Annotated in this window: 17 protein-coding genes; 6 read left to right on the forward strand and 11 right to left on the reverse strand. The window is 66.9% G+C overall.

The annotated features are described in order from the left end of the window. Nucleotides 1-15: 15 nt before the first annotated feature. The 3 genes from SI859A1_RS16310 to SI859A1_RS16320 all read right to left on the reverse strand — a co-directional run bounded on the left by SI859A1_RS16310 (nt 16) and on the right by SI859A1_RS16320 (nt 5,500). Nucleotides 16-789 (reverse strand): DeoR/GlpR family DNA-binding transcription regulator, encoded by a 774-nt coding sequence (locus SI859A1_RS16310; RefSeq protein WP_009210800.1) that lies wholly within the window; start codon nt 787-789, stop codon nt 16-18. Nucleotides 790-941: 152 nt separating this feature from the next. Next, a complete protein-coding gene (gene pyc / locus SI859A1_RS16315; RefSeq protein ID WP_009210801.1) occupies nt 942-4,406 on the reverse strand; it encodes a pyruvate carboxylase in 3,465 nt (1,154 codons plus the stop codon). A gap of 191 nt (nt 4,407-4,597) precedes the next feature. Beyond that, nucleotides 4,598-5,500, reverse strand: coding sequence for a polyprenyl synthetase family protein (locus tag SI859A1_RS16320; RefSeq protein ID WP_009210802.1), 903 nt, complete (start codon nt 5,498-5,500; stop codon nt 4,598-4,600). Nucleotides 5,501-5,724: 224 nt separating this feature from the next. Here SI859A1_RS16320 and mtgA point away from each other — a divergent pair, with 224 nt between their 5' ends. Together mtgA and rpmF are read left to right on the forward strand one after the other, a co-directional pair. Further along, on the forward strand, nt 5,725-6,405 hold the full coding sequence (mtgA, locus tag SI859A1_RS16325; protein WP_009210803.1) for a monofunctional biosynthetic peptidoglycan transglycosylase: 681 nt from the start codon (nt 5,725-5,727) through the stop codon (nt 6,403-6,405). A gap of 223 nt (nt 6,406-6,628) precedes the next feature. Further along, nucleotides 6,629-6,814, forward strand: coding sequence for a 50S ribosomal protein L32 (gene rpmF / locus SI859A1_RS16330; RefSeq protein ID WP_040325927.1), 186 nt, complete (start codon nt 6,629-6,631; stop codon nt 6,812-6,814). Between the two features lie 155 nt (nt 6,815-6,969). On the opposite strand, the gene phaR is transcribed toward rpmF, so the two are convergent. Then, entirely contained in the window at nt 6,970-7,599 is a 630-nt protein-coding gene (gene phaR / locus SI859A1_RS16335) for a polyhydroxyalkanoate synthesis repressor PhaR (protein ID WP_009210804.1), read from the reverse strand. Between the two features lie 293 nt (nt 7,600-7,892). On the opposite strand from phaR, the gene SI859A1_RS16340 reads away from it, so the two are divergent. From SI859A1_RS16340 to SI859A1_RS16355, 4 genes are all read left to right on the forward strand, one after another. Then, complete coding sequence (locus SI859A1_RS16340; protein ID WP_009210805.1) at nt 7,893-9,077, forward strand: acetyl-CoA C-acetyltransferase; 1,185 nt, start codon at nt 7,893-7,895, stop codon at nt 9,075-9,077. Between the two features lie 27 nt (nt 9,078-9,104). After that, complete coding sequence (locus SI859A1_RS16345) at nt 9,105-10,004, forward strand: patatin-like phospholipase family protein (RefSeq protein ID WP_009210806.1); 900 nt, start codon at nt 9,105-9,107, stop codon at nt 10,002-10,004. A gap of 22 nt (nt 10,005-10,026) precedes the next feature. Beyond that, on the forward strand, nt 10,027-10,752 hold the full coding sequence (gene phbB / locus SI859A1_RS16350; protein WP_009210807.1) for an acetoacetyl-CoA reductase: 726 nt from the start codon (nt 10,027-10,029) through the stop codon (nt 10,750-10,752). A gap of 185 nt (nt 10,753-10,937) precedes the next feature. After that, nucleotides 10,938-11,291 carry a PepSY domain-containing protein gene (locus SI859A1_RS16355; protein ID WP_228239353.1) on the forward strand — a complete coding sequence of 118 codons (354 nt, stop codon included), beginning with the start codon at nt 10,938-10,940 and terminating at the stop codon, nt 11,289-11,291. A gap of 135 nt (nt 11,292-11,426) precedes the next feature. Here SI859A1_RS16355 and SI859A1_RS16360 read toward each other — a convergent pair whose 3' ends face one another. The 7 genes from SI859A1_RS16360 to SI859A1_RS16390 all read right to left on the reverse strand — a co-directional run bounded on the left by SI859A1_RS16360 (nt 11,427) and on the right by SI859A1_RS16390 (nt 23,402). Next, the gene (locus SI859A1_RS16360; RefSeq protein WP_040325928.1) at nt 11,427-13,574 is read right to left on the reverse strand and encodes a DUF1217 domain-containing protein; all 2,148 of its coding nucleotides are present in this window, start codon (nt 13,572-13,574) and stop codon (nt 11,427-11,429) included. Nucleotides 13,575-13,711: 137 nt separating this feature from the next. Continuing rightward, nucleotides 13,712-14,803 (reverse strand): Gfo/Idh/MocA family protein, encoded by a 1,092-nt coding sequence (locus tag SI859A1_RS16365; protein WP_009210809.1) that lies wholly within the window; start codon nt 14,801-14,803, stop codon nt 13,712-13,714. Continuing rightward, the gene (locus tag SI859A1_RS16370; RefSeq protein ID WP_009210810.1) at nt 14,800-15,585 is read right to left on the reverse strand and encodes a ThuA domain-containing protein; all 786 of its coding nucleotides are present in this window, start codon (nt 15,583-15,585) and stop codon (nt 14,800-14,802) included. Before SI859A1_RS16370 ends, SI859A1_RS16365 begins: the two co-directional genes overlap by 4 nt. An 80-nt stretch (nt 15,586-15,665) precedes the next feature. Beyond that, the gene (gene treY, locus SI859A1_RS16375; protein WP_009210811.1) at nt 15,666-18,374 is read right to left on the reverse strand and encodes a malto-oligosyltrehalose synthase; all 2,709 of its coding nucleotides are present in this window, start codon (nt 18,372-18,374) and stop codon (nt 15,666-15,668) included. Continuing rightward, entirely contained in the window at nt 18,374-20,230 is a 1,857-nt protein-coding gene (gene malQ / locus SI859A1_RS16380) for a 4-alpha-glucanotransferase (RefSeq protein ID WP_009210812.1), read from the reverse strand. Before malQ ends, treY begins: the two co-directional genes overlap by 1 nt. Beyond that, nucleotides 20,227-22,107: a malto-oligosyltrehalose trehalohydrolase gene (gene treZ, locus SI859A1_RS16385; RefSeq protein ID WP_009210813.1), complete on the reverse strand. Its 1,881-nt coding sequence runs from the start codon at nt 22,105-22,107 to the stop codon at nt 20,227-20,229. Before treZ ends, malQ begins: the two co-directional genes overlap by 4 nt. 197 nt (nt 22,108-22,304) lie before the next feature. Continuing rightward, nucleotides 22,305-23,402, reverse strand: coding sequence for a zinc-binding metallopeptidase family protein (locus SI859A1_RS16390; protein WP_040326668.1), 1,098 nt, complete (start codon nt 23,400-23,402; stop codon nt 22,305-22,307). Between the last annotated feature and the right edge of the window lie 132 nt (nt 23,403-23,534).

The following is a 23,534-nucleotide window of genomic DNA, read 5'->3' on the forward strand; positions in this document are numbered from 1 at the left end:
GAACGGGATCTTCGGCTAGCGGACGGGCACACGGACGACATCGGTGCCCCCATCGGCAAAGGCGGCGAGGATGGCGGGCCCGGCATCAGCTTCGGTCACCATCCGGGTCATTTTCGACGCGGCAATGACCCGGAACGGCGCCACCGTGCCCAGCTTGTCCGCCGTCGCGATCACCATGACGCTGCGCCCGGACAGGGCCATGCGCCGCTTGAACTCCGCCTCTTCCTGGCTGAAGGCGGTGACGCCCTCGACGGGGTCGACGCCGCAGGCGCCCAGCACCACCAGATCCGGACACAGGCGCTCAGCGTCGCTGACCGCCTTGGCGCCGAGGCAGGCGCCGGTGTGGGGATCGAACTGCCCGCCGACGAGGACCACCCGCAATCCGGGCGCCTCCGGCACGGCCAAGGCGACGGATGGAGAATTGGTGACGATGGTGGCGCGCAAGTCCGGTGCGATCTGCCGCGCAAGCGCAATGTTGGTCGAGCCGGCATCGATGAAGATCGTGCCGTCACGTGGCAGGATGCCCGCCGCGACTCTGGCAAGCTCCGCTTTTGCCGGACCGGCCTTCTCCTGCCGGCTGGCCAGTGGCGCGCCGCTGGGGGCGAGCGGCAAGGCACCGCCATAGACGCGCTCGCAGAGCCCGGCCGCCGCCATTTCGCGCAGGTCGCGGCGGATCGTATCCTCCGAGACTGAGAATTCCCGCGCCATGGTGGCCGCGATCACCCGGCCGTCCCTGGCCAGCCGTTCGCGAATGGCGGCCTGGCGCTGTCCAGTCAGAAGGGACGTCATTCGCTGCGCCTTCCGCTCCGCTCATGTTGATGCATGTTTCTGCACGATTATGCCGAGATCGTCAAGCAGCCCGACACCAGGGCCCGAACAGCAAAATGCCGCCGGGGTCGCCGACGGCATTTTGCTGTTCCGCTTCAGGGGGAAGCCCTACCCTACCCCGCGGCGTACACCACCAGCAGGTCCTTGGCGTCGATCTGCGCCCCCGCCGTGACATGCACTGCCTCGATGGTGCCGTCGCGCTCGGCGTGGATGGCGGTCTCCATCTTCATCGCCTCGATGGACAGGAGCACGTCGCCGCTGCGCACCGTCTGGCCTGCGGCCACGGCAAGGGTCGAGACGACACCCGGCATCGGCGCGCCGACATGGTTGGCATTGCCCGCTTCCGCCTTCGGCCGCACGGCGGCGCCGGCCGCGCCATGGGCCCGGTCCGGCACCTTGATGCGCCGCGGCTGGCCGTTCAGCTCGAAGAACACCGTCCGCATGCCCTTCTCGTCGGTCTCGCCGAAGCCGAGGCAGCGGACCACCAGCGTCTTGCCGCGCTCCAGATCGATCAGCACTTCCTCGTCCTGGGCGATGCCGTAGAAATAGGATGGCGTCGGCAGCATCGAGACCGGGCCGTAGAGCTCCTGGGCCGCGGCGAAGTCGGTGAAGACCTTCGGATACATCAAATAGGAGGCGAACTCCTGCGCGCTGGCGTCGCGCTCCAGCTTCTCCTCCAGCTTCGCCTGCTCGGCAGCCAGATCGGCGTCGGCAAGCAGCGAGCCCGGCCGCACGGTGATCGGCGTCTCGCCCTTCAGCACCTTCTTCTGGATGTCGGCGGGCCAGCCCTGCGGCGGCTGGCCGAGGTCGCCATGCATCATCGAGACGACGGAATCGGGGAAGGCCAGATCCTTCTTCGGGTCCATGACGTCGGCGACGGTCAGATCCTGGCTGACCATCATCAGCGCCATGTCGCCGACCACCTTGGAGGACGGCGTCACCTTGACGATGTCGCCGAACATCCGGTTCACGTCGGAATAGGTCTGGGCCACCTGGTGCCAGCGCGTCTCCAGCCCCAGCGAACGAGCCTGTTCCTTCAGATTGGTGAACTGGCCGCCGGGCATCTCGTGCAGATAGACTTCGGACGCCGGCCCCTTCAGGTCGCTCTCGAAAGCCGCATACTGGTTGCGCACGGCCTCCCAGTAGAAGGAGATCCGTCGGATCGCCTCGGCGGACAGGCCGGAATCGCGCTCGCTGCCCTTCAGCGCCTCGACGATGGAGCCGAGGCAGGGCTGCGCCGTGTTGCCGGAGAAGGCATCCATGGCCGCATCGACCGCGTCGACGCCGAAATCGATCGCGGCCAGCACGGTCGCTGCCGAGATGCCCGACGTGTCGTGGGTGTGGAAGTGGATCGGCAGCCCGACCTCTTCCTTCAGCGCCTTGAACAGCACGCGCGCCGCCGCAGGCTTCAGCAGGCCCGCCATGTCCTTGACGCCGAGAATGTGGGCGCCGGCGGCCTCCATCTCCTTGGCGAGGGAGACGTAGTATTTCAGATCGTATTTGGCGCGGTCCGGGTCGAACAGGTCGCCCGTGTAGCAGATCGCGCCCTCGCACAGCTTGTCGGCCTCGCATACCGCGTCCATGGAGACGCGCATGTTCTCGACCCAGTTCAGGCAGTCGAAGACGCGGAACAGGTCGACGCCGCCACGGGCCGCCTCGGCGACGAAGCGCTTGACGACATTGTCGGGATAATTGGTGTAGCCGACGCCGTTGGAGCCGCGCAGCAGCATCTGCAACAGGATGTTGGGCGCGCGCTCGCGGACCAGCGCCAGGCGCTCCCACGGATCTTCGGTCAGGAAACGCATGGCGACGTCGAAGGTCGCCCCGCCCCAGCATTCGAGGCTGAGGAGCTGCGGCAGGCCGCGGGCATAGGCGTCGGCCACCGCAGCGATGTCGTGGGTGCGCACGCGGGTCGCCAGCAGCGACTGGTGGCCGTCGCGCATGGTCGTGTCGGTGACCAGCACCTGCGGCTGGGCCAGCATCCAGTCGGCAAAGCCGCGGGGGCCGAGTTCGTCGAGCTTCTGGCGCGTGCCGTCGACGATCGGCGCCTTGAACAGCGGCGGGATCGGCAAAGCGTGCTCGGCCGAGGGGCGCGGGCGGTTCTTGGTCTCCGGATGACCGTTGACGGTGACGTCGGCGAGATAGGTCAAGAGCTTGGTCGCGCGGTCGCGGCGCTTCACCTGGTCGAACAGGGCCGGCGTCTCGTCGATGAACTTGGTCGTGTAGGAATTGTCGCGGAATTTCGGGTGCGAGATGATCGCTTCGAGGAAGGTCAGGTTCGTGGCGACACCCCGGATACGGAATTCGCGCAGCGCCCGGTCCATGCGAGCGATGACTTCCTCCGGGCTCGGCGCCCAGGCGGTGACCTTTTCCAGCAGCGGATCGTAGAAGCGGGTGATGACCGCGCCGGAATAGGCGGTGCCGCCGTCGAGCCGGATGCCGAAGCCCGTTGCGCCGCGATAGGCGGTGATGCGACCGTAATCGGGAATGAAGTTCTGCTCGGGGTCTTCCGTCGTGATCCGGCACTGCATGGCATGGCCGTTGAGACGGATCTCGCTCTGGGGCGGTACGCCCGATTCCGGCGTGCCGATGGCATGGCCGTCGAGGATGTGGATCTGCGCCTTGACGATGTCGATGCCGGTGACTTCCTCGGTCACCGTATGCTCGACCTGGATGCGCGGATTGACCTCGATGAAGTAGAACTTGCCGCTGTCGGCATCCATCAGGAACTCGACGGTGCCGGCGCCGACATAGGCGGTGGCGTCGGCGAGCTTGCGCGCATAGCCGGCGATCTCCGCACGCTGGGCGTCGTCGAGATAGGGCGCCGGGGCGCGCTCAACGACCTTCTGGTTGCGGCGCTGGATCGAGCAGTCGCGCTCGAACAGGTCGACGACGTTGCCATGGGTGTCGCCGAGGATCTGCACCTCGACATGGCGGGCGCGCTCGATCAGCTTCTCGAGATAGACCTCGTCCTTGCCGAAGGCGGCGCGGGCCTCGCGCTTGCCCTCGACAACCTCGCGTTCGAGGTCCTTTTCGTCGCGGATGGCGCGCATGCCGCGGCCGCCGCCGCCCCAAGACGCCTTCAGCATCACCGGATAGCCGACCTCGGCCGCCATGCGGCGCACCTCGTCCATGTCGTCGGGCAGCGGCACGGTGGCCGGCACCACCGGCACTCCGACTTCGAGCGCGAGATTGCGCGCCGCCACCTTGTTGCCGAGCCGGCGCATGGTGTCGGCGGAGGGGCCGATGAAGGTGATCCCCGCCTCGACGCAGGCATCGACGAATTCGGGGCTTTCCGACAGGAGGCCGTAGCCCGGATGAATGGCGTCGGCGCCCGAGAGCTTCGCGACCCGGATCACTTCCTCGATCGCCAGATAGCTCTCGATCGGCCCCATGTCCTTGGACAGATGTGGACCACGGCCGACCTGGTAGCTCTCGTCGGCCTTGAAGCGGTGCAGGGCCAGCTTGTCTTCCTCGGCCCAGATCGCCACGGTCCGGATATCGAGCTCGTTCGCGGCGCGGAACACGCGAATGGCGATTTCGGATCGGTTGGCGACGAGAATCTTGCGAATGGCCAAGGAACGCTCCTCCTGTACAGGATGCCGGACTTATCCCGCTTGCGGCCGGCACTCAAGATTGCGGCGGCGCGGGACGTTTCGCAAGCGCGAAGAGAAGGCGGTCGATGCGGCAGTGGCAGAACCGGCCGGCTCGCTGCGCGATCGGGCATCGACCCTATGGCGGACAAGACTCAAGCTCCTTCGCTCTGACCTCAGCTCGTCCGGTTCGCCACGAACCGCGCCGCCTCGATCAGCACGCCCCCCTTGTCGCCGAAGGGCGCAAGTTCCGCCTCCGCCTCGGCCACCAGCCGGTCGAGACGCGCACGGGTCCAGTCGATCCCGTGGAGGGCAGGCAGCGTCTTCTTGCCCCGCTCGCGGTCCTTGCCGGCAGCCTTCCCCAGCACCGCGGCATCCGCCGTCTCGTCGAGAAGGTCGTCGGCGAGTTGGAAGGCGAGGCCGACGATCTCGCCGAAGCGGCGCAGGCGGGCGCGTTCGGCCGCACCGGCATCGGCGACGATGGCGCCGGCCTCGCAGGCGAAGGCGATCAGCGCGCCGGTCTTCATCGCCTGCATCCGGGCGATCTCGTCCTCGGACAGGACGGCGTTCTCGGCGGCGAGATCCAGCACCTGCCCGCCGACCATGCCCGCTGCGCCGGCATCGCGGGCCAGCAGCGCGACGAGCGCGACGCGGGCCTTCGGCGATAGCCCTTCCTCGCCTGCCACGAGACCGAAGGCGAGGGTCAGGAGGCCGTCGCCCGCCAGGATCGCCGTCGCCTCGTCATAGGCCCGGTGGACGGTGGGCTTGCCGCGCCTCAGATCGTCGTCGTCCATCGACGGCAGATCGTCATGGACCAGCGAATAGCAGTGGATGCACTCCAGCGCCGTCGCCGCACCGATCGCAGCCTGCAGGTCGGCGCCGAACAGGCGCGCGCTCTCGATCACCAGGAAGGGCCGCAGCCGCTTGCCCCCGCCGAGCGCGCCATGGCGCATGGCCGCCAGAAGCCGCGCCGGAGCGCCCGCCACCGAACCGTGCGCGCCGGCAAGGCAGTCCGCGAGCCGGGCTTCGGTCAGGTCGGCGGCTTCCGACAACCGGGCTTGAAACGGGGTCTGGCTCATGGCTGCGTCGCTCTCCTGTCAGTGCGCTCGGCTTTGCCGAAGCCGCGGCCCGGGTCAAGGCGGCTGTGCGGCAGGTTCCCCATCGCGGCCCCACGGCGATCGACACGGCGCGGCGTTGCGGCCATGCGGCGTCACCGGTAAGACCGGCGGATGACCGCGCGTTCCCGCCCCTGCCCTTCGAACAGTAACCAGCCGGCCTCCGCCGGCCGTGCAGGCGTCGCACGATGATCCGGCGCATTGCGGCGATCGCCGCTCTCGTGATTCTCGTACTGGTGGCGATTCCCCTCATCCTGACGCCACTCTATGCCCTGCGCGCCGTGCATCCGGTCTCGACGCTGATGCTGGCCGATCATTTCGGCTTCCGTTCGATGCAGCGTGAATGGGTCGACATCGACGCCATCGCCCCGGTGATGGTCTATTCGGTGATGATGTCGGAGGACGGCCAGTTCTGCCGGCATGACGGCATCGACTGGGGCGAGATGCGCGCCGTGGTGGAGGAAGCGCTGGCCGGCGAGGAAACCCGCGGCGCCTCGACGATTCCCATGCAGACGGTAAAGAATCTCTTCCTGTGGGGCGGCCGCTCCTATGTGCGCAAGGCGATCGAGGCGCCGCTCGCCCTCTACCTCGACCTTGTCCTGTCGAAGCGGCGGATCATGGAGATCTATCTCAACGTCGTGGAGTGGGATCGCGGCATCTATGGCATCGAGGCGGCTGCGCAGCATTACTTCGGCCGGTCCGCCGCCAGACTCACCGCCCGCCAGGCCGCGCTTCTGGCGGTCACGCTGCCCAATCCGATCCAGCGCAATCCGGCCAATCCCGGGCGCGGGCTCAACCGCCTCGCCGACCGGGTGCAGCGCATGGCGAAAAGCTCGGGCGACTATGTCGGCTGCGTGAAGCCGGCATAAGGACGGCGATGGAATCGTCGCCTGCCCCTTCCCAACCGACCGGGTCTTTGCTATGGGCAGCCTCGAATTCCCGTCATGGCGAAGTCCTGCGGCGATCTGCATGGGATCGCGGGCGACGCCGACGTGAATGCGCGGAGCTCCGAGAGCCGGCGCAGAACCAGATCAGACAGACGTCGATGATGCCGCGTTGCGGCATCCCCCGACAGCCCGAACGGAGCAAGACATGGCCGTACCCAAACGCAAAACGTCCCCGTCGAAGCGCGGCATGCGCCGTTCGGCGGACGCCCTCAAGGCGCCGACCTACATCGAAGACAAGGATTCGGGCGAGCTGCGCCGTCCGCATCACGTCGACCTGAAGACCGGCATGTATCGCGGTCGCCAGATCCTGTCGGTCAAGGAAAAGGCGTAAGCCCTTTCCCGGCTGCCTCGGCGGCCGGATCGATCAGCATGAAAAAGGGCCGGTCCGGCAGGACTGGCCCTTTTCGCGTTGCCTGCACTGCTGTCGCCACGCTGTAGCGCCCGCGGCCCGGTCCTCCCCCGGGCGGCGGACGGCACCGATCGTGATCAGTCGGCCTTCTTGGTGTCGGTCTTGCGGGCGTCCAGCGCCTCGATGCGCTTCTGCATCTCCACCAGCTGCTCGCGCATCGCCTTCAGATCGTCGTCGGCCGGCCGCTCGCTGCGGCGCGGCGCGCCCGCCTCGCTGTCACGCGACGCCGGATCGGCCGCATTTCCCATGGCCCCGGCGGCAAACGGATTGAACACGGTCATGGCCTGCCGGAACATCTCGGTGTTGCGACGAACCTGCTCTTCCATCAGCTTGATCGGCGTCTGCGCCATCGCGCTTGGCAGCTTGTCGCGGAAGCCTTCCTGTTCGCGCGAAAACGCGCTCATCGACTGTTCCAGATAGGCCGGAATGACCATCTGCATCTGGTCGCCATAAAACCGGATGAGCTGGCGCAGGAAGGCGATCGGCATCAGGTTCTGGCCGCCCTTGTTCTCCTGCTCGAAGATGATCTGGGTCAGCACCGAATGGGTGATGTCCTCGCCGGTCTTGGCGTCCTGAACCTCGAATTCCTCGTTCTTTTTGACCATCGCCGCCAGGTTTTCCAGCGTCACATACGTGCTGGTACCGGTATTGTAGAGCCGGCGATTGGCGTATTTCTTGATGACCGTCACGTCCGAATTCTTGGCCATTCCTCACCCCCTAGCCCGCTGTTCCGGCGTCAACGTCGTCGGTTTGTGCGACTGCTTCGTTGCGCCGCATAAATGATAGGCACAAAACCCGGCGGTACTCAAACCATTCCCGGCGGCCCGGCCGGGGCGCCTACCGCATCGCAGCGTCCGCCGGCGCGGGGCGCAGCGCCGGGGATCGCGTTGACAGTCGCAAAGCGGCTCTGCGACAACCGATGGGAACCCGGTCGCGGCACCCTATCTGCCGCGGCACGGAATTCCTCGGATCGCGGGCAGCCCGCAGGGAGACACAGGTCATGAGCAACGGACAATCGGTCGTCATCGTCGGCGCGGCGCGCACCCCGGTCGGCTCCTTCAACGGCGCGTTCGCCAATGTGCCTGCCCATGAGCTGGGCGCTGCGGCCATTCGCGAGGCGCTGGCCCGCGCCAAGGTCGACGCCAACGACGTGGACGAGGTCATCATGGGCCAGATCCTGACCGCCGCCGAGGGCCAGAACCCGGCCCGTCAGGCGGCCATGGCGGCCGGCTGCCCGAAGGAGACCACCGCCTGGGCGCTGAACCAGCTCTGCGGCTCGGGTCTGCGCACCGTCGCCATCGGCATGCAGCAGATCGCCCTCGGCGACGCCAGCATCATCGTGGCCGGTGGGCAGGAATCCATGTCCATGGCGCCGCATGCCGCGCATCTGCGCCAGGGCCAGAAGATGGGCGACCTGAAGATGGTCGACACCATGCTGAAGGACGGCCTGATCGACGCCTTCAACGGCTACCACATGGGCAATACGGCCGAGAACGTCTCGCGCCAGTGGCAGATCACCCGCGAGATGCAGGACGAGTTCGCCGTGGCCTCGCAGAACAAGGCCGAGGCCGCCCAGAAGGCCGGTCGCTTCAAGGACGAGATCGTCCCCTTCACCGTCAAAGGCCGCAAGGGCGACACGGTGGTGGAGGATGACGAGTACATCAAGCACGGCACGACGCTGGAGAAGGTGCAGAAGCTGCGCCCGGCCTTTGACAAGGAAGGCTCGGTTACGGCGGCCAACGCCTCGGGCATCAATGACGGCGCTGGCGCCACGGTGCTGATGAGCGAGGCCGAGGCCGAGCGGCGCGGGCTGACCCCGCTGGTGCGCATCGCCTCCTGGGCGACCGCCGGCGTCGATCCGTCGATCATGGGCACCGGACCGATTCCGGCCTCGCGCAAGGCGCTCGAAAAGGCCGGCTGGAGTGTCGAGGATCTCGACCTCGTCGAGGCCAACGAGGCCTTCGCCGCTCAGGCCTGCGCGGTGAACAAGGACCTCGGCTGGAACCCGGACATCGTCAACGTCAATGGCGGCGCCATTGCCATCGGCCATCCAATCGGCGCGTCCGGCACGCGCGTCCTCAACACGCTGATCCATGAGATGATCCGGCGCGACGCCAAGAAGGGTCTCGCCACCCTGTGCATCGGCGGCGGCATGGGCGTCGCCATGTGCTTCGAGCGCCCGTAACGGCGCCGTCGTAAACGGCGCGGCGGCATGACGGACCTGAACTTCGAACAGCTCGTGTTCTCGGGCGGCGGAACGCGCTGCTTCTGGCACGGCGGTTTCCTCGAGACGGTCCGCCGGCCGCTGGCCCTGACGCCGGCGCGCATCGCCGGCGTCTCCGGCGGCGCGCTGTCGGCGAGCTGCTTCATCGCCGGTCGCGACGAAACCCTGCTGGAGGTGATGGGCACGACCTTCGACCGCCGATCGCAGAACATCGCCACCAGCTGGAACGAGGTGCAGGCCGACGGGCTGACGCCGCACCAGCGCATGTACCGGGAAATCGTCAGCGAGACGCTCGACCGGCAGGCCATCGCGGCCATCGCCGACGGCCCGTCCTTTCAGGTGTTGCTGGCCCATCCGCCGACCCGGCGCCTGCCGAAATGGTCGACCTTCCCGCTGATGGCGGCCTATCTCGTCGATCTCGCCGTCCGCTCGACGCCGAAGGTCATGTTGCCGACGGTGCTGGGCGCCGACCAGATTCTCGTGGACGCCAGGCAGGCGGCCCGCGACGGCTGCCTGATCGATCTCATCTGCAGTGCGGCCGTGATCCCGCCGGTGTTCAACATCGAGGGCTGGAACGGCCGCCCGGTCATCGACGGCGGCATGACGTCGAAGGCGCCGATGCCCGATCCGAACGAGGGCCGGACGCTTATCCTGCTCACCCGCCGGTTCCGTCACCTGCCGAAGTCGGACAGCTGCCTCTATGTCGAGCCGTCCGAAGCGGTGCCGGCCGACAAGATCGATTTCACCAACCGCGAAAAGATCGAGGACACCTGGCGACAGGGCGCCAGCGACGGCAGGGCTTTCCTGCTCCGGCACGGGCTGGGAACGGACGCGCCGGCCTACGCACATGACAAAACGCAAGGAACGCGCGACGCTCGCGGATCATAAGAAGTCAAATGGGAGGAAAGACATGGGAAGAGTTGCAATCGTCACCGGCGGCACGCGCGGTATCGGCGCGGCCATCGCCAAGGCGCTGAAGGCGGCCGGCTACACGGTCGCGGCGACCTATGCCGGCAATGACGAGAAGGCCAACGCCTTCAAGGACGCCACCGGCATCGCCGTCTACAAATGGGATGTCTCTTCCTACGAGGCCTGCGCGGAGGGCATCGCCAAGGTCGAGGCCGAGCACGGCCCCGTCGAGATCCTAGTCAACAATGCCGGCATCACGCGGGACGCCATGTTCCACAAGATGACACCCGAGCAATGGCAGGAGGTCATCGGCACCAATCTCAACGGCCTGTTCAACATGACCCGGCCGGTCTGGGAGGGCATGCGGTCGCGCAGTTTCGGCCGGATCATCAACATTTCGTCGATCAACGGCCAGAAGGGTCAGGCAGGCCAGGCGAACTATTCCGCCGCCAAGGCCGGCGACATCGGCTTCTCCAAGGCGCTGGCCCAGGAAGGCGCCAAGAAGGGCATCACCGTCAACACGATCTGCCCCGGCTACATCAACACCGAGATGATGGCGACGATCTCCGACGACGTGATGCAGAAGCACATCCTGCCGCAGATCCCGGTCGGCCGTCTCGGCGAAGCCGAAGAGATTGCCCGCTGCGTGGTGTTCCTTGCTTCGGACGACGCCGGCTTCATCACCGGCTCGACGCTCTCGGCGAATGGCGGCCAGTACCTGCACTGACGGACCGCGAAATTCGCGATCGCACGGGGACGGCGTCCACGCAGCGTCGTCCCCGACCGTCGCGAGCCGATGTCACGTTCCCCTGCCTGATAGTCACGGAACCAAAGGACCACAATCTCGGTTTGGGCTCCGCACACGCGCTGGAGTTGTTTCCGGCCGCGCGATTTTGGGTGAGGAGTCGAGCCGTGATCAGCAGGAAAAGCCTTTACGCAGTGGTGGCCGTAGCGGCAATGACCGCGGCCACGCCGGTGCTGTCCCAGAGCGTCCAGATCGGTCGCGACGGGATCCGCATCGTCCCCCAGGAACAGATGCGCGATCACGACCGGCGCGACCACGATCGCCGGGATCGGCGCGAGGAAGCCCGCCGCGACGTCTCCGAGCGCGATGCGGTGCGCATCGCCAAGCGTCAGGGCATGCGCCAGGTCCACGTCGTCACGAGCAGCCGCGGCGCCTACCGCGTCGAGGGCTCCGACCGGCGCAAGCGCCAGATGCGTGTCGAGATCGACCGCCGCAGCGGCGAGGTCCTGTCGGTCCGCTGACCTGACGGGAACACGCGCGTCGCGCAGCAATCGACCGATGGCGCGGCCTGCGCCCATCGGTGATGGCCCCAAACGAAGAAGGCCCTGGTGGAGCGTATCCGCCGGGGCCTTCGTCGTTTCACATGTCGCAGATAGTTACAGGATGCCGCCGGAACTGCCGAGGATCGCCAGGGCCGGCGACGTCGCCGTGCTCGTCGACTGGGCTTCCTGCAGGGCGAGATAGCGGCTGATGAACCGCTCCAGTCCCTTCGGGTCCTTCAGCGTTTCCAGGTCCAGCTTCTTCTCGATCGTCCGCTTCTGCAGATCGAGATTGCTCTGGCTCGATTCGGCCGGCAGTCCCACCGCGGTCTGCACCACGGTCAGGAGCGCCGGATCGGCGAGGATCTCGTAGATCGACGTCAGTTCGGGCGCCAGCCGACGGAAATAGAGGGCCAGGCGCACCGACTCATTGTCGGCGCCGGCCTCTTCTTCCATGGTCTGGCGCAGGTAGAAATCCTGCGTCGAAAGGAAGTCGCTGGCGCTCTGGATCTCGTGCACGCCGCGCTCGATGCCGCCATCCGGCGTGAAGGCGTAGGCGGCCGCGAATTCGATCAGACGGCGATCGCCCGACTTGTTGACGAAGCTCTCGGGATCGGACGGATCGCTGGTCAGGATCGAGACGAGATCCTTCTGCGACAGGCGATCGGCCTCCAGCCCATAGGCCTTCAGCGCGAAGTTCACGACGGTCTTGTTGCTGACGAAGTCGTTGACGGAGACGATCGACAGGAGCGCCTTCTTGTAGGCGGTGGTGGCCTCGGTGATCGCCTTGCTTTCGGCCGTCGTCGGCGTGTCGCCGAAGGATCCAGCGTAGCGCGTGGCGGTGTCGATCTGGTTGGCTTCGGTCTGGGCAATGCGCTGGGCCGCGATCTTGCCGCTGTCGTCGAAGTTGAACGCCGCCGCCAGCTTCACGTAGCGATCGTTATTCAATGAATTGGCATAGGACGACGGGTCGGAGGGGTCGCTGCGCAGCACCCGCATGATGCTGCTGCGGCTCTCGGTCGCCGGGTCCAGGCCGAAGGCCTTCAGGGCGTAGTCGTAGACCGCCGAACTCGAGACGAACTGGCGGACGGTCGACATGCCACTCACCGCCACGCGGAACAGGCTGGTGGCGATCTTGTCGTTGCCGGCCGTGGCGGTACGGTAATTGGCGAAATAGCCGTCGACCGTCGCCTCGCGCGCCGCATCGCTCTGGGCAGGTTCGCCGACCGGCAGATTGCCCTGCGTGTCGAAATTGAACCGCTCGTTGAGAAGCTTGTACTTCTCCTTTCGGGCGAGCGAGGCCGGCGTGTCCTCCGGCATCTGGTTCAGGTCGCTGTTCGGGTCGTCCGGGTCGCTGGTGATCAGCGTCCAGGCATAGGAGGGCATCTCCGAATCGCTGAGGCCGACCGAACTCAACGCTATGCCGAACAGGCGGGGATCGTTGACCAGTTCGTCCGCGGTGCGGATCTTGGCGATCTCGGATTCATAGTAGCTGACCTGGTAGGCCGCCGCCTGCTCGCTGGTGGCGAGGCCCTTCTTGGCGAAATATTCGAAGACCGTGTTGTTGGCCTCCTTCTCGCTCTGCAGGCCACCGGCGGGGATCGAGCCGTCCGGCTCGAAGGCCAGCATGGCGGCGAGATCGGCATAGCGGTTGTCGCCATTGGCGGCTGGACCGTCGGCAGCGTTGCCGGTCAGGACATCACGGATGAAGGAACGCGACGCAATCGACGGGTCGATGCCGACCGAGGCCAGCGAGACGTTGAAGAGATGCGTGCTGTTCAGGAACTCATCGACATTGGAGATGGCGCCGATGCCGTCCATGTAGGCCTTGGCGGCCGTCGCATGCACCTGGCCGGCGCGGGTGCGATAGTCCGAATAGGCCTCGACGACGAGATCGGTCTGCCCGACCGTCTGGGCCACCAGAACCGGCGGCTCGGCGGTATTGATGAAGCTGAAAGCCTTGGCGAAAGTCCGGTAGCGCTCGTCCGACAGCTTGTTGGCAAGGCTCTTGGAATCGCTGAGATCGCTCTCGAGCACCTTCTTGATCAGCGCCTTCGAACCGATCTGTTCTTCCAGCCCATGCGCCTTCATGGCGTAGGAATAGAGCCGGTAATCCGCCATGAACTCGTCGATCGTCGAGACCGAATGAATGTTCGTCCGGTAGTATTCCGCCTCGCGCTTGACCACGGGATCGGCCGCGATGCGGTCGAGCGTGCGGGTCATGTCGCGGGTGTAGAGCTGGTACGAGAGCGTATTGGAGAGCATGCCGGCGTTTCCTGGCCGTGCGGACCGCACGTGACACTACGGCCGCGGAAGGCGGCACATGGGCGGCAGCTTACCGGGCAAATCCTTAACCGGGACTGGATACGCCCCCGAAAAAGCGATTCGCCGCCGCCTTTTGCTCAATCGACGGTCAGCATCCGCCCCTGCGCGTCAGACCGGATGGCAAGGTCGAGCAGCGTCTGCACCTGCGCCGCGTGGCGGAAATCCGGCTGGCCGTTCACCCCCGACAGGAGCGCCAGCACGAAGCGGTCGGCGTTACGCGGTGTCGGCGGGCAGTCGAGCACCTTCCAGGTCTGCGTCTCGATATCAGGTCCGAGACAGGCCGAAAGCGTCGAGTCCGTCGTGTTGGACCAGATCTTCAGGGCGCCCTTCTCGCCGTGAATGGTCAGGTCGAGATCGTTCTCCCTGCCGGTCGCCGACCGGCTCATATGGACGACACCCAGCGCCCCGTTGCCTAATTCCACGGTCATCGCGCAGGAATCGTTGGCGTCGAGCCCGTAGTCGCCGATCGCGCCGCCCTCGGCCTTGTCGAAGGTCTTGAGCCGCGCCCCCAGCGCGGCGATGTCGAGACCGGTGCCGAAGGTGACGAAGTCGAGGATGTGGATGCCGATATCGCCGAGGACGCCGCCCGAGCCATGGGCCGTCGACAGCCGCCACAGCCATCGCTCGTCGGTCCGCCAGTCGCCCCAGTGGCGCGCCGTCAGCCAGCTCTGCAGATAGCTCGCGGCGACGTGCCGGATGGCGCCGATCTCGCCCGACTCGATCATCCGGCGCGCCATCTGGATCGCATGGGCATTGCGGTAGGTCAGGTTGACCATGTTGATCGCGCCGGCCGCCTCCGCCGCCGCAACCATCTCGAAGGCGTCGGCCGCATGGACCGCCAGCGGCTTCTCGCAGAACACCGCCTTGCCGTGTTCGAGGATCTCCAGCGTCGTCGGCTTGTGAACCTGGTCCGGGGTCGCGTTGACCACCGCCTCGAAACCGCCCCAGGCCAGCGCGGCATCGAGATTGTCGAAAGCCTGCGGAATGTCATGCAGGGCGGCGAAGGCCCGGGCCCGTTCGGCATTGGTGTCGCAGGCCGCAACGACCGTGCAGCCGGGGATCGAGCCGAAATGCTCGGCGTGGCGATGGGCGATGCTGCCGGTTCCGAGGATCAGGATGCGCTTCGCACCCGCCGCGGCCCCGGACGGCGAGGTCGCCCCGCCGGTCATCGAAAGCCCGCCTCGCCGTCCTTGTGGAGCGAGGCGCCGCGTTGCTCGATCGGCTCGGGTGCCTTGTCGACCGGCACGTTCGGCGCATTCGACACGTCGGACCACGCGGGAACCGGGTTGTACGCCCAGTGCACCGCATTGCGCAGCACGGTCTGCACGGCCGGCTCGTGATAGATCGGATAGGTCTCGTGACCGGGGCTGAAATAGAAGATGTTGCCCGCCCCGCGCCGGTAGGTCAGGCCGGAGCGGAACACCTCGCCGCCCTCGAACCAGGAGATGAACACCGTCTCCAGCGGATCGGGCACCAGGAACGGTTCGCCATACATCTCCGCCTGGGGCAGCTCGATCGACGGCCCGAGCCCCTGCGCGATCGGATGCGAGCGGTTGATCGTCCACAGCCGTTCGCGCTCGCCCGCCTCGCGCCACCGCAGCGAGCAGGGCGTGCCCATCAGCCGCTTGAATATCTTCGAGAAGTGCCCCGAATGCAGGACGAGCAGGCCCATGCCCTGATGCACCCGCTCGGCGACGCGATTGACCGTCTCGTCGCTGACCTGGCCATGGGCCTTGTGCCCCCACCACAGAAGCACGTCCGTCGCGTCGAGCCGTTCCTGCGGAAGGCCGTGCTCGGGCGCGTCCAACGTCGCAGTGGCGACGTCTATCTCCGGATCCTGCCGCAAGGCGGCGGCGATCGTCTCGTGGATGCCGTCCGGATAGATCGCGCGGACCTCGGCTTCCTCGCGCTCGTGGACGAACTCGTTCCAGACGACGGTGCGGATTGCCATGACGGTCTCCGATAAGCCGAACTGCGGGGCGCCTTGCCTGCCTCCGGGGCGAAGGTCCCCTCGCCCCGGACTCAACTCGATCAGATGGCCTCGAGCAACGCGAAGGGAAGCTGCGCCAGCACCGTCGCCAGGGACAGCTCGGTGGGCAGTTCATGCTCCTGCCCGGTGACCACGTCGCGGTAGGTGCGGCCGGCGAGCCCCTCCGGCAGGCGGATCGACGTCTCCTGCCAACGCTCGGCCGGCACGTCGATCGCCTCGCGCCCGTCCAGCAGGGTCAGGCACAGCCGCGGCGCGATGGTGATCGCGGCGTGTCCGGCCTCGTCGGTGCGGGCAAAGGCGACGACATGCGCCGCCATCGCGCCCTCGACGGCCAGCGGCACATAGGCCCCCGTGGTGAACAGCGCCGGCGCACGCTGGCGCATCGCCAGTCCGCGCGCGACGATCATCGCCTTCAGATGGCCGCTGCGCCAGTCGGCCAGCGCGTCCGCCGGATTGCCCGCTTCCAAAAGGGCGGCTGAGATCGACGCGAAGTCGACGGTCCGCCGGTTGTCCGGATCGACCAGGGAGAAATCGTAGAACTCGGTGCCCTGGTAGATGTCGGGTACGCCCGGCGCCGCCATCTTGATCGCTGTCTGGGACAGCGAATTCAGCACGCCGGCGGCCACGAAGGGCTGCGCCGCCGCCCAGAAGCTGGAGAGGAAATCGCCGGTCTTCTTCGGGTCGAGCAGCGCATGGACGAAGTCCTGCACGCCGGCTTCATAGGCTTCGGCCGGCGAGGTCCAGCTGGTCCAGCGCTTGGCCTCGCGCACCGCCTTCTCGGCATAGGCGGCCAGGCGTTCTGCGATCGCGGCACAGGCGTCGGTGTCGGCCGGGTCGAAATCCGTCGGCAGGACGCCGAGCAGCGACTGGTAGAGGCCCCATTCCGTCGCCGGCTCGGGCGCTTCCATCTGGCCGCCTTCGATGGAATGCCGGTACGGCGCGAGCTGCTCGGCGTATCCGCGCACGAGCGACTGCCAGTGCTCCGGCGCCTCCGACAGCGTGTAAAGCCGCGCCCGGGCGTCCTCACCGCGCTTGGTGTCGTGGGTCGAGGTGGCCAGCATGCCTTCCGGCTGATCCTCGACCCGGATCTGCATCGCCTCGTGGAAGAGATCGACATCGGCGCCGTAATGATCCGGCTCGCCGCCCACCTCGTTCAGCGCGATCAGGCGGTTGTAGCGGTAGAACACCGTGTCCTCGACGGCCTTGGCCATCACCGCGCCGGTAGTCTGCTGCAGGCGGCGGGTGAAATCGAGGGCGCCGGCGACATCGGCGCCGTCCTCGAAATCGAGCTTCAAGAGCCGGCCGATGAACTGGATCGGCTCATCCGCCTCGACCTCGCGGCCGGTCATGGCCAGATCGACCGCGTCGTCGATGATCGCGATATCGCGGCGCGGCACGCCGTCGACCGAGACATAGGTGCGGTAGACCGGCAGCGCCGTCGCCACCTCGACGATGGCGCGGGCCATGGTGTCGGCGCCCAGATCGCGGGTCGCAAGGCCGCGCCCGGCCACCGACAGGGCGAGGCCCGTCAGATAGGACAGTTCACCGGCGAGGTTGCGCTGGAAGATCGCCCGCTTCTGCCGGGTGATCATGGCCCGCAGGTCTTCCTCCTCGCCGAGGAAGTCGTGATAGGCGTCGGTCATCGGCGCCTCGCGAGCGGCGTCGACGTAAAGCCCCGACAGGGCAGTGATGAATTCGTAGCCGGTCGTGCCGGCGATCTCCCAGGACGTGCGCAGGCGCTCGTCGCCGGTCAGGATCTTCTCGACATGGATCGAGGGCGAGCGGCGAACCGAATGAAACGCCTGGCGCAGATCCTCCAGATAGCCCTTCGGATCGGCGAGGCCGTCGACATGGTCGATGCGGATGCCGTCGAGCCGGCGCTCGCGGGCCAGCCGCATTACCATCTGGTGGGATTCGCGGAACACCCGGCGCGATTCCTGGCGCACGCCGATCAGGTCGGCGATCTCGAAGAACCGGCGATAGGTCAGCTTCTCGCGGGCCGTGCGCCACCAGGCCAGCCGCCAGGCCTGCGCTTCGTGCAGATCGTGCAGCGCGGCCTGATCGCCCCGGATCGTCGCCAGCGCCTTGTCCAGCGCGGAGCGGAAGGCCGGATCGGCGAGATGCTCGTGGAACCGCTCGGTCATCTCGTCGGCCTCGGTCGGCGTCGAGACGGCGAAGCGGCGGATCAGCCGGTCCTTGTCCGGATGATCCATCAGGCCGAAGATCTGGCCATAGGTGCGCGGATCGATCGGCAGGCCGTAGCCGGAGGCGTCGAAGCGCAGGCTGGAGGTCGGCTCGTCGAAGACGACGGAGAGGTCACCGTCGGCGAGCGCTTCGCCATAAGGCTTGGCCAGTACCGGCACGAGGATCTTCTCGGCCTCCCAGGAGATGTCGAAGGTGCCGGCATAGCGGCTTTCGCGGCCCCAGCGCAGCACGTCCTCCCACCAGTGGTTGGTCGGCGAGACGCCCATGTGGTTCGGCACGAAGTCGAGGATCAGGCCGAGATCGGCCTTCACCAGCGCGTCGCTCATCCTGGTGAAGCCGGCGACCCCGCCCAGATCCTCCTCGAAGGAATTGTAGTCGGTGACGTCGTAGCCGTGGGTGGAGCCCGGCGAGGCGGCGAAGATCGGCGAGGCGTAGAGATGGCTGGCGCCCAGCTTGCCGACATAGGCGGCGAGATCCGCGGCAACCGCGAAATCGGTGCCCTCGCGAAACTGCAGGCGATAGGTGGCGACGAGTTGGCGGCTCATTATGTGTTCGGCCTTTCTTCGCGCATGGCCCTGGCCATGGCCCGGAAGCGCTCGTGGTCGATCAGCCCCTCGAGGGGCACGTCGGATCGGATGCGCCAATTGGGATACTGGTCGGTGGTGCCGGGCAGGTTCGGCTGGCGCTCCTGTCCCACCATGTCCTCGAGCTGCACGGTCAGGAGGAGCGACGGCGTGCGCGCGACATAGCGATGGACGGCGACGGCAATCTCCGCCGGCAGCGCCTCGGGCAGATCGGCACCGCCCGCAAGGGTCAGCGCCTCCATGTCCTTCGGCAGCAGCTTCGCCTTGGCGAGCGCTGCCAGCAATGCCACGCGGTCGTGGCGGCGCGCAGCGAGATCGCGCTCGGTCGCGGCCTCGTCCTGGGTGCCGGCCTCGGCGCGCAGCTGGACGTCGGCGCCCGTCCACCAACCGGCGAGCGTCGCCAGATCGTGGGTGGAGACGCAGGCCAGCGCCAGTTCGGGATAGTCCTGCGGCTCGACGAAACGGTCGTCCTGCCGCTCGAAGTAGAGAACGCGGTAGGACAGAATGTTGGCGTCCTCCATCGTGCCGCGAAAACCTTCCGGGACCGTACCGAGATCCTCGCCGATGACCAGGCATTCATTGGCTTCGGAGGCTTCGGCCACGGCGTCGACCATCGCCCCGAGCGGATAGCGGACATAGCCGCCGCCCGAGGAGCCGGCATCCTGCGGGATCCACCAAAGCCGTGCCAGACCCATGGCATGATCGATGCGGACGGCGCCGGCATGGCGGGTCAGCGCCTCGAAGGAGGCGCGCAACGGCCGGTAGTCGCGCTCGGCCAGCACCTTGGGCGACAGCGGCGCGAGGCCCCAGTCCTGGCCCTGGCTGTTGAACATGTCCGGGGGCGAGCCGACCCGGGCCGCATTGACCGTCAGCGACGGATCGCTCCAGGTCTCGGCGCCGTCCGGCGCAACGCCGACGGCCAGATCGAGATAGAGACCGATCGTCATGCCGGCGGACCGGGCGGTGGCCTGTGCCGCCGCCAGCTGCGTTTCGGCGGTGAACTGCAGCCACGCATGGAAGGTCAGCCTGTCGGCATGGGCGGCTGCGAATTCCGCGACCGCCGGGCTCGTGCGGTCCTGCAGTTCCTGCGGCCAGTTGTGCCAGCCGGCATGGCCGCCATCGGCCACCTGCGCTTCGGAGATCGCCTCGAACAGGGCGAAACCCGCCAGCGCCTCGCCGCCGGCTGCCCGGAATTGGGCAAAGGCCTCGGAGGCCTCGATCTCGGCGCGCCTCGCTGCGAAGACCCGCTCCAGCGCCAGCCGCTTCACCTGGCCGACGGCCGGATAATCGACGAGGTCGCCGTCGAGCGCATCGAACAGCTCCGGGCTTTCACGGCGCAACGCGGCCAGCACCCCGTCGCCGCCGTTGAGGCGGTCGATGGCGATGTAGAGCGGATTGAGGAAACTGCGGGTCGAGGGCGAATAGGGGCTGAAGCGGCCGGCATCGGCCATGAACAGGGCATGCAGCGGATTGACCCCGACGAAGGAGGCGCCCTCGCGTGCCGCGGTCACCGCCAGATCGGCGAGATCGGTGAAATCGCCGAGGCCGAGATTGCGCGCCGAGCGCAGACCGTAGAGCTGGCAGGCAACGCCCCAGCGACGCTGCCCCTTCACCGCTGCCGGCAGCGCGCAGGTGCGTTCAGGCTTGTGATGGGCTTCGGCAAAGCTGCCTTTCGCGCCAGCGTCCGGATCGATGCCGAGCGCCGCCAGCAGGCTGTGCACCGCCGCATCGGAAATGCGGACCGGCTCGCCCATCTCGGACGTGTATTCGACCTGGATGCCGTGGCTTTCCGCGAGGTCCTGCAGGGCCCGGCTCAAGAGACTGGCCCCGCGATCAGGTTCTGGCTTTCGAGGCGGAACACCACAGAGGTGCCCGGCAGAATGCCGCTCGTCAGATGCTCGTCGGCGCCCTTGGGATAGGCGTGCACCAGCGTGCCGCAGGTCAGATCGCTCTTGGCAACCGTGTCGGGGATCGGCCACGGCTCGTCGTCGAGATTGGCGAAGAGGTGCAGCACCGTTCCCCCGGCCAGTTCCCAGGCCACGACGAAGGCCTTGGACGCGTCCGACGCGAACCACGTGCCGCCATTGCCGCCAATGCCCTTCAGAAGCGGGACGATCGCGGACTGGCGCTTGGCCAGCAATTGCCGCGTCAGTTCCAGTCGGCGCCGATAGGTCGGCCGCTCGGGCATGGTCCAGTCGACGCGCGAATTGTGGAAGGTGCTTTCCTCGTTCGGGTCGGGAATCAGCTGTCGCGCTTCCTCGTCCTGGAACGCTCCGAACTTGGCGAATTCGTTGCGCCGGCCCTCGCGCACAGCGGTGCCGAGCTCGCCGTCGAAATCGGTGAAGAAGCTGAAGGGATGGGTGTCGCCGAACTCCTCGCCCATGAACATCAGCGGGATCTGCGGCGACAGGAGCAGGATGGCCTGCAGGCATTCGACCGCGCGGCGCGAGCCGAGATCCGTCAGCCGGTCGCCAAAGGCGCGATTACCGATCTGGTCGTGGTTCTGGACGAAATTGACGAAGGCGGTCGGCGGCAGATGGGCCGAATTCTCGCCCACCTCGCGGCCGCGATGCTCGGAATACTCGCCCTGGAAGACGAAACCGGTGGCCAGGCACTTGGCCATCTGCTCGACGCTGTGGCCGACATAGTCGGCATAGTAATTGTCGTATTCATGGGTCGCGATGACATGGGCGCAGTGGTGGAAATCGTCGTTCCATTCGCCCGAGACCAGCGTCGGCTGCCCGGCCTCGTCGCGGGCGACATGCCAGGTGATGTTGCGGTCGTCCTCGGTGGTCAGATGCACGTGGCGATCGGGAAAGGCCGCCCGGACCCGCGTGGCCAGTTCCTTCACCAGCGGGGTGTCGGTCGTGTCCTTGATGGAGTCGATGGCGTCGAGGCGCAGGCCGTCGATCCGGTATTCCTCGAGCCAGTAGAGCGCATTGTCGATCATGAACTCGCGCACCGGCGCTTCGTCATAGGCGATCGCCGCACCCCAGGGGGTATGGATCTCTTCGTGGAAGAACTCCGGCGCATAGGAGCCGATGTAGTTCCCATCCGGTCCGAAATGGTTGTAGACGACGTCAAGGAAGACCATCAGGCCGCGCTCATGCGCCGCGTCGACCAGCCGCTTGAGACCGTCGACGCCGCCATAGACCTCGTGCGGGCAGTACAGCAGCACGCCGTCATAGCCCCAGCCGCGACGGCCACCGAACTGGGCGACGGGCATCAGTTCGACCGCGGTGATCCCGAGATCCCGCAGATAGTCGAGCCGCTCGATCATCGCCTCGAAAGTGCCGGCCTCGGTGAAGGTGCCGGTGTGGAGCTCGTAGAACACCACCTCTTCCCAGGGCCGGCCGGCCCAGTCGGCTGTCTTCCAGGCATAGGATCGCGGATCGACCAGTTTCGACAGGCCGTGCACGTCGCCCATCTGCGCACGCGCCGCGGGGTCCGGAACGACCATCCCGCCATCGACGCGGAAACCGTAGCCCCTGCCGACGGCGACCTGATCGGTCGTGATCCGCCACCAGCCGGCGGCGTCCTTCTCCATCGCAAGGAAGTCGTTCTCACCGCCTTGGCGTCCAACGACGAGATCGACATGTCCGGCGCCGGGCGCCCAGAGCCGGAAGACGGTCCCGTCATCCCCATGCTGTGTGCCCCAGGACGTGTCGAAGGAGAAACGATTGCCGCTTGTCATATGCCTGTCCCGTCAGTTCCATGGACCGATGCGGTCCGGCCGCGCTGCACGCGATGGCTGGTCGTGTCGCTGCGACCGCCTTGCCGACCGACGCGGCTTCCGTCCCCGGCTCGCATCAGCCTAACTCACGCGAATGGCATTTGTGCCACCGCCGGCCCGGTCCGCGCCGGGTAATTTCGATGGCCGCGACCTGCTCGTCAGCCGCGGTGCGCGCCGGCCTTGCCCGTCGCGTTGCCGATCCGGCCATGGACCAGATCGTGGATGAAGCCGAGCTTGCCGATCACCGTTTCGGACAGGACGAAGGGATAGAGATCCTGGTGCCCCATCGAACGGTTAAACGAGTTCAGCGCCGCCGAGAGCGGCAGCCACGCCCCGGCGATCTCCTGCGTCGTGACACCTTCCGAGAAGACGTCGAAATCGATCCGCGTGCTGAGCAGTCCCGCCTCGTCAACCCGCGGATTGACGATGACGCCCCAGCTGCGGCCGGTCTCCAGCGTATCGACGATGTGGAAGTAATGCGCCCAGGTCTCGGCGAAATCCTCCCAGGCATGGGCACCGGCATAGGACGAGACGTATTCGTCCTGCCAGTTCGGCTTCGGCCCGTTGGCGTAGTGGGTCTGCAGCGCGTCGCCGTAATCGACGGTATCGTCGCCGAAGATCGCCCGGCAGGCGTCCAGCGCACCGCCGTCGCGGACCAGCCGGTCCCAGTACCAGTGGCCGACCTCGTGGCGGAAATGGCCAAGCAGCGTGCGATAGGGCTCGCCCATCGATGTCCGGCGCTTCTCGCGCTCGGCGTCGTTCGCCTCGACCAGCGCGATGGTGATCAGCCCGTCGTCATGGCCGGTCATGACCGATTCATTCGTGCCCGGATCGTTCGACAGGAAGTCGAAGCCCAGGCCCTCATCGTCCTCCTCGCGGGTCACCAGCGGCAGGCCGAGCCGCATCGCCGTGTAGATCATCCGGTGCTTGGCGATCTCCATGCTGCGCCACAGATCGACCTTCTCGGTGTCGCCGAGGTCGGGCACCGTGACATTGTGCCGGCAGGCCGCGCACAGGCTGTCGGCGCTGTCGCCCGGGATCAGCCAGTTGCAGACGCCATATTCGCTGTTCTGGCAGTATTTCCAGCGGCCGGCATCGCTGTAGGCGCCGACCGACTTCCAGATCCCCTCGTCGGCCTCCAGCGCCAGGATACGATTGGCCTGCGGCTCATAGCCGAGCGCGTGATTGCACCGCTCGCAGACAGTGTTTTCGAAGAACACGGTGTGCGAGCAGGACGGACAGGAAAACAGCTTCATCTTCAATACCTTTGCGGCGCCTGACGTGGCGTTAGCAGCCAGCGCGCATCAATGCGCCGATGGGCGGCAGGTTCCGGCTTTCCGGCACCGGAGGCAAATAAATCGGTCCGCATCCCCTGCAGGGGGATGGGA

This window comes from Aurantimonas manganoxydans SI85-9A1, assembly GCF_000153465.1.
Lineage (GTDB): Bacteria > Pseudomonadota > Alphaproteobacteria > Rhizobiales > Rhizobiaceae > Aurantimonas > Aurantimonas manganoxydans.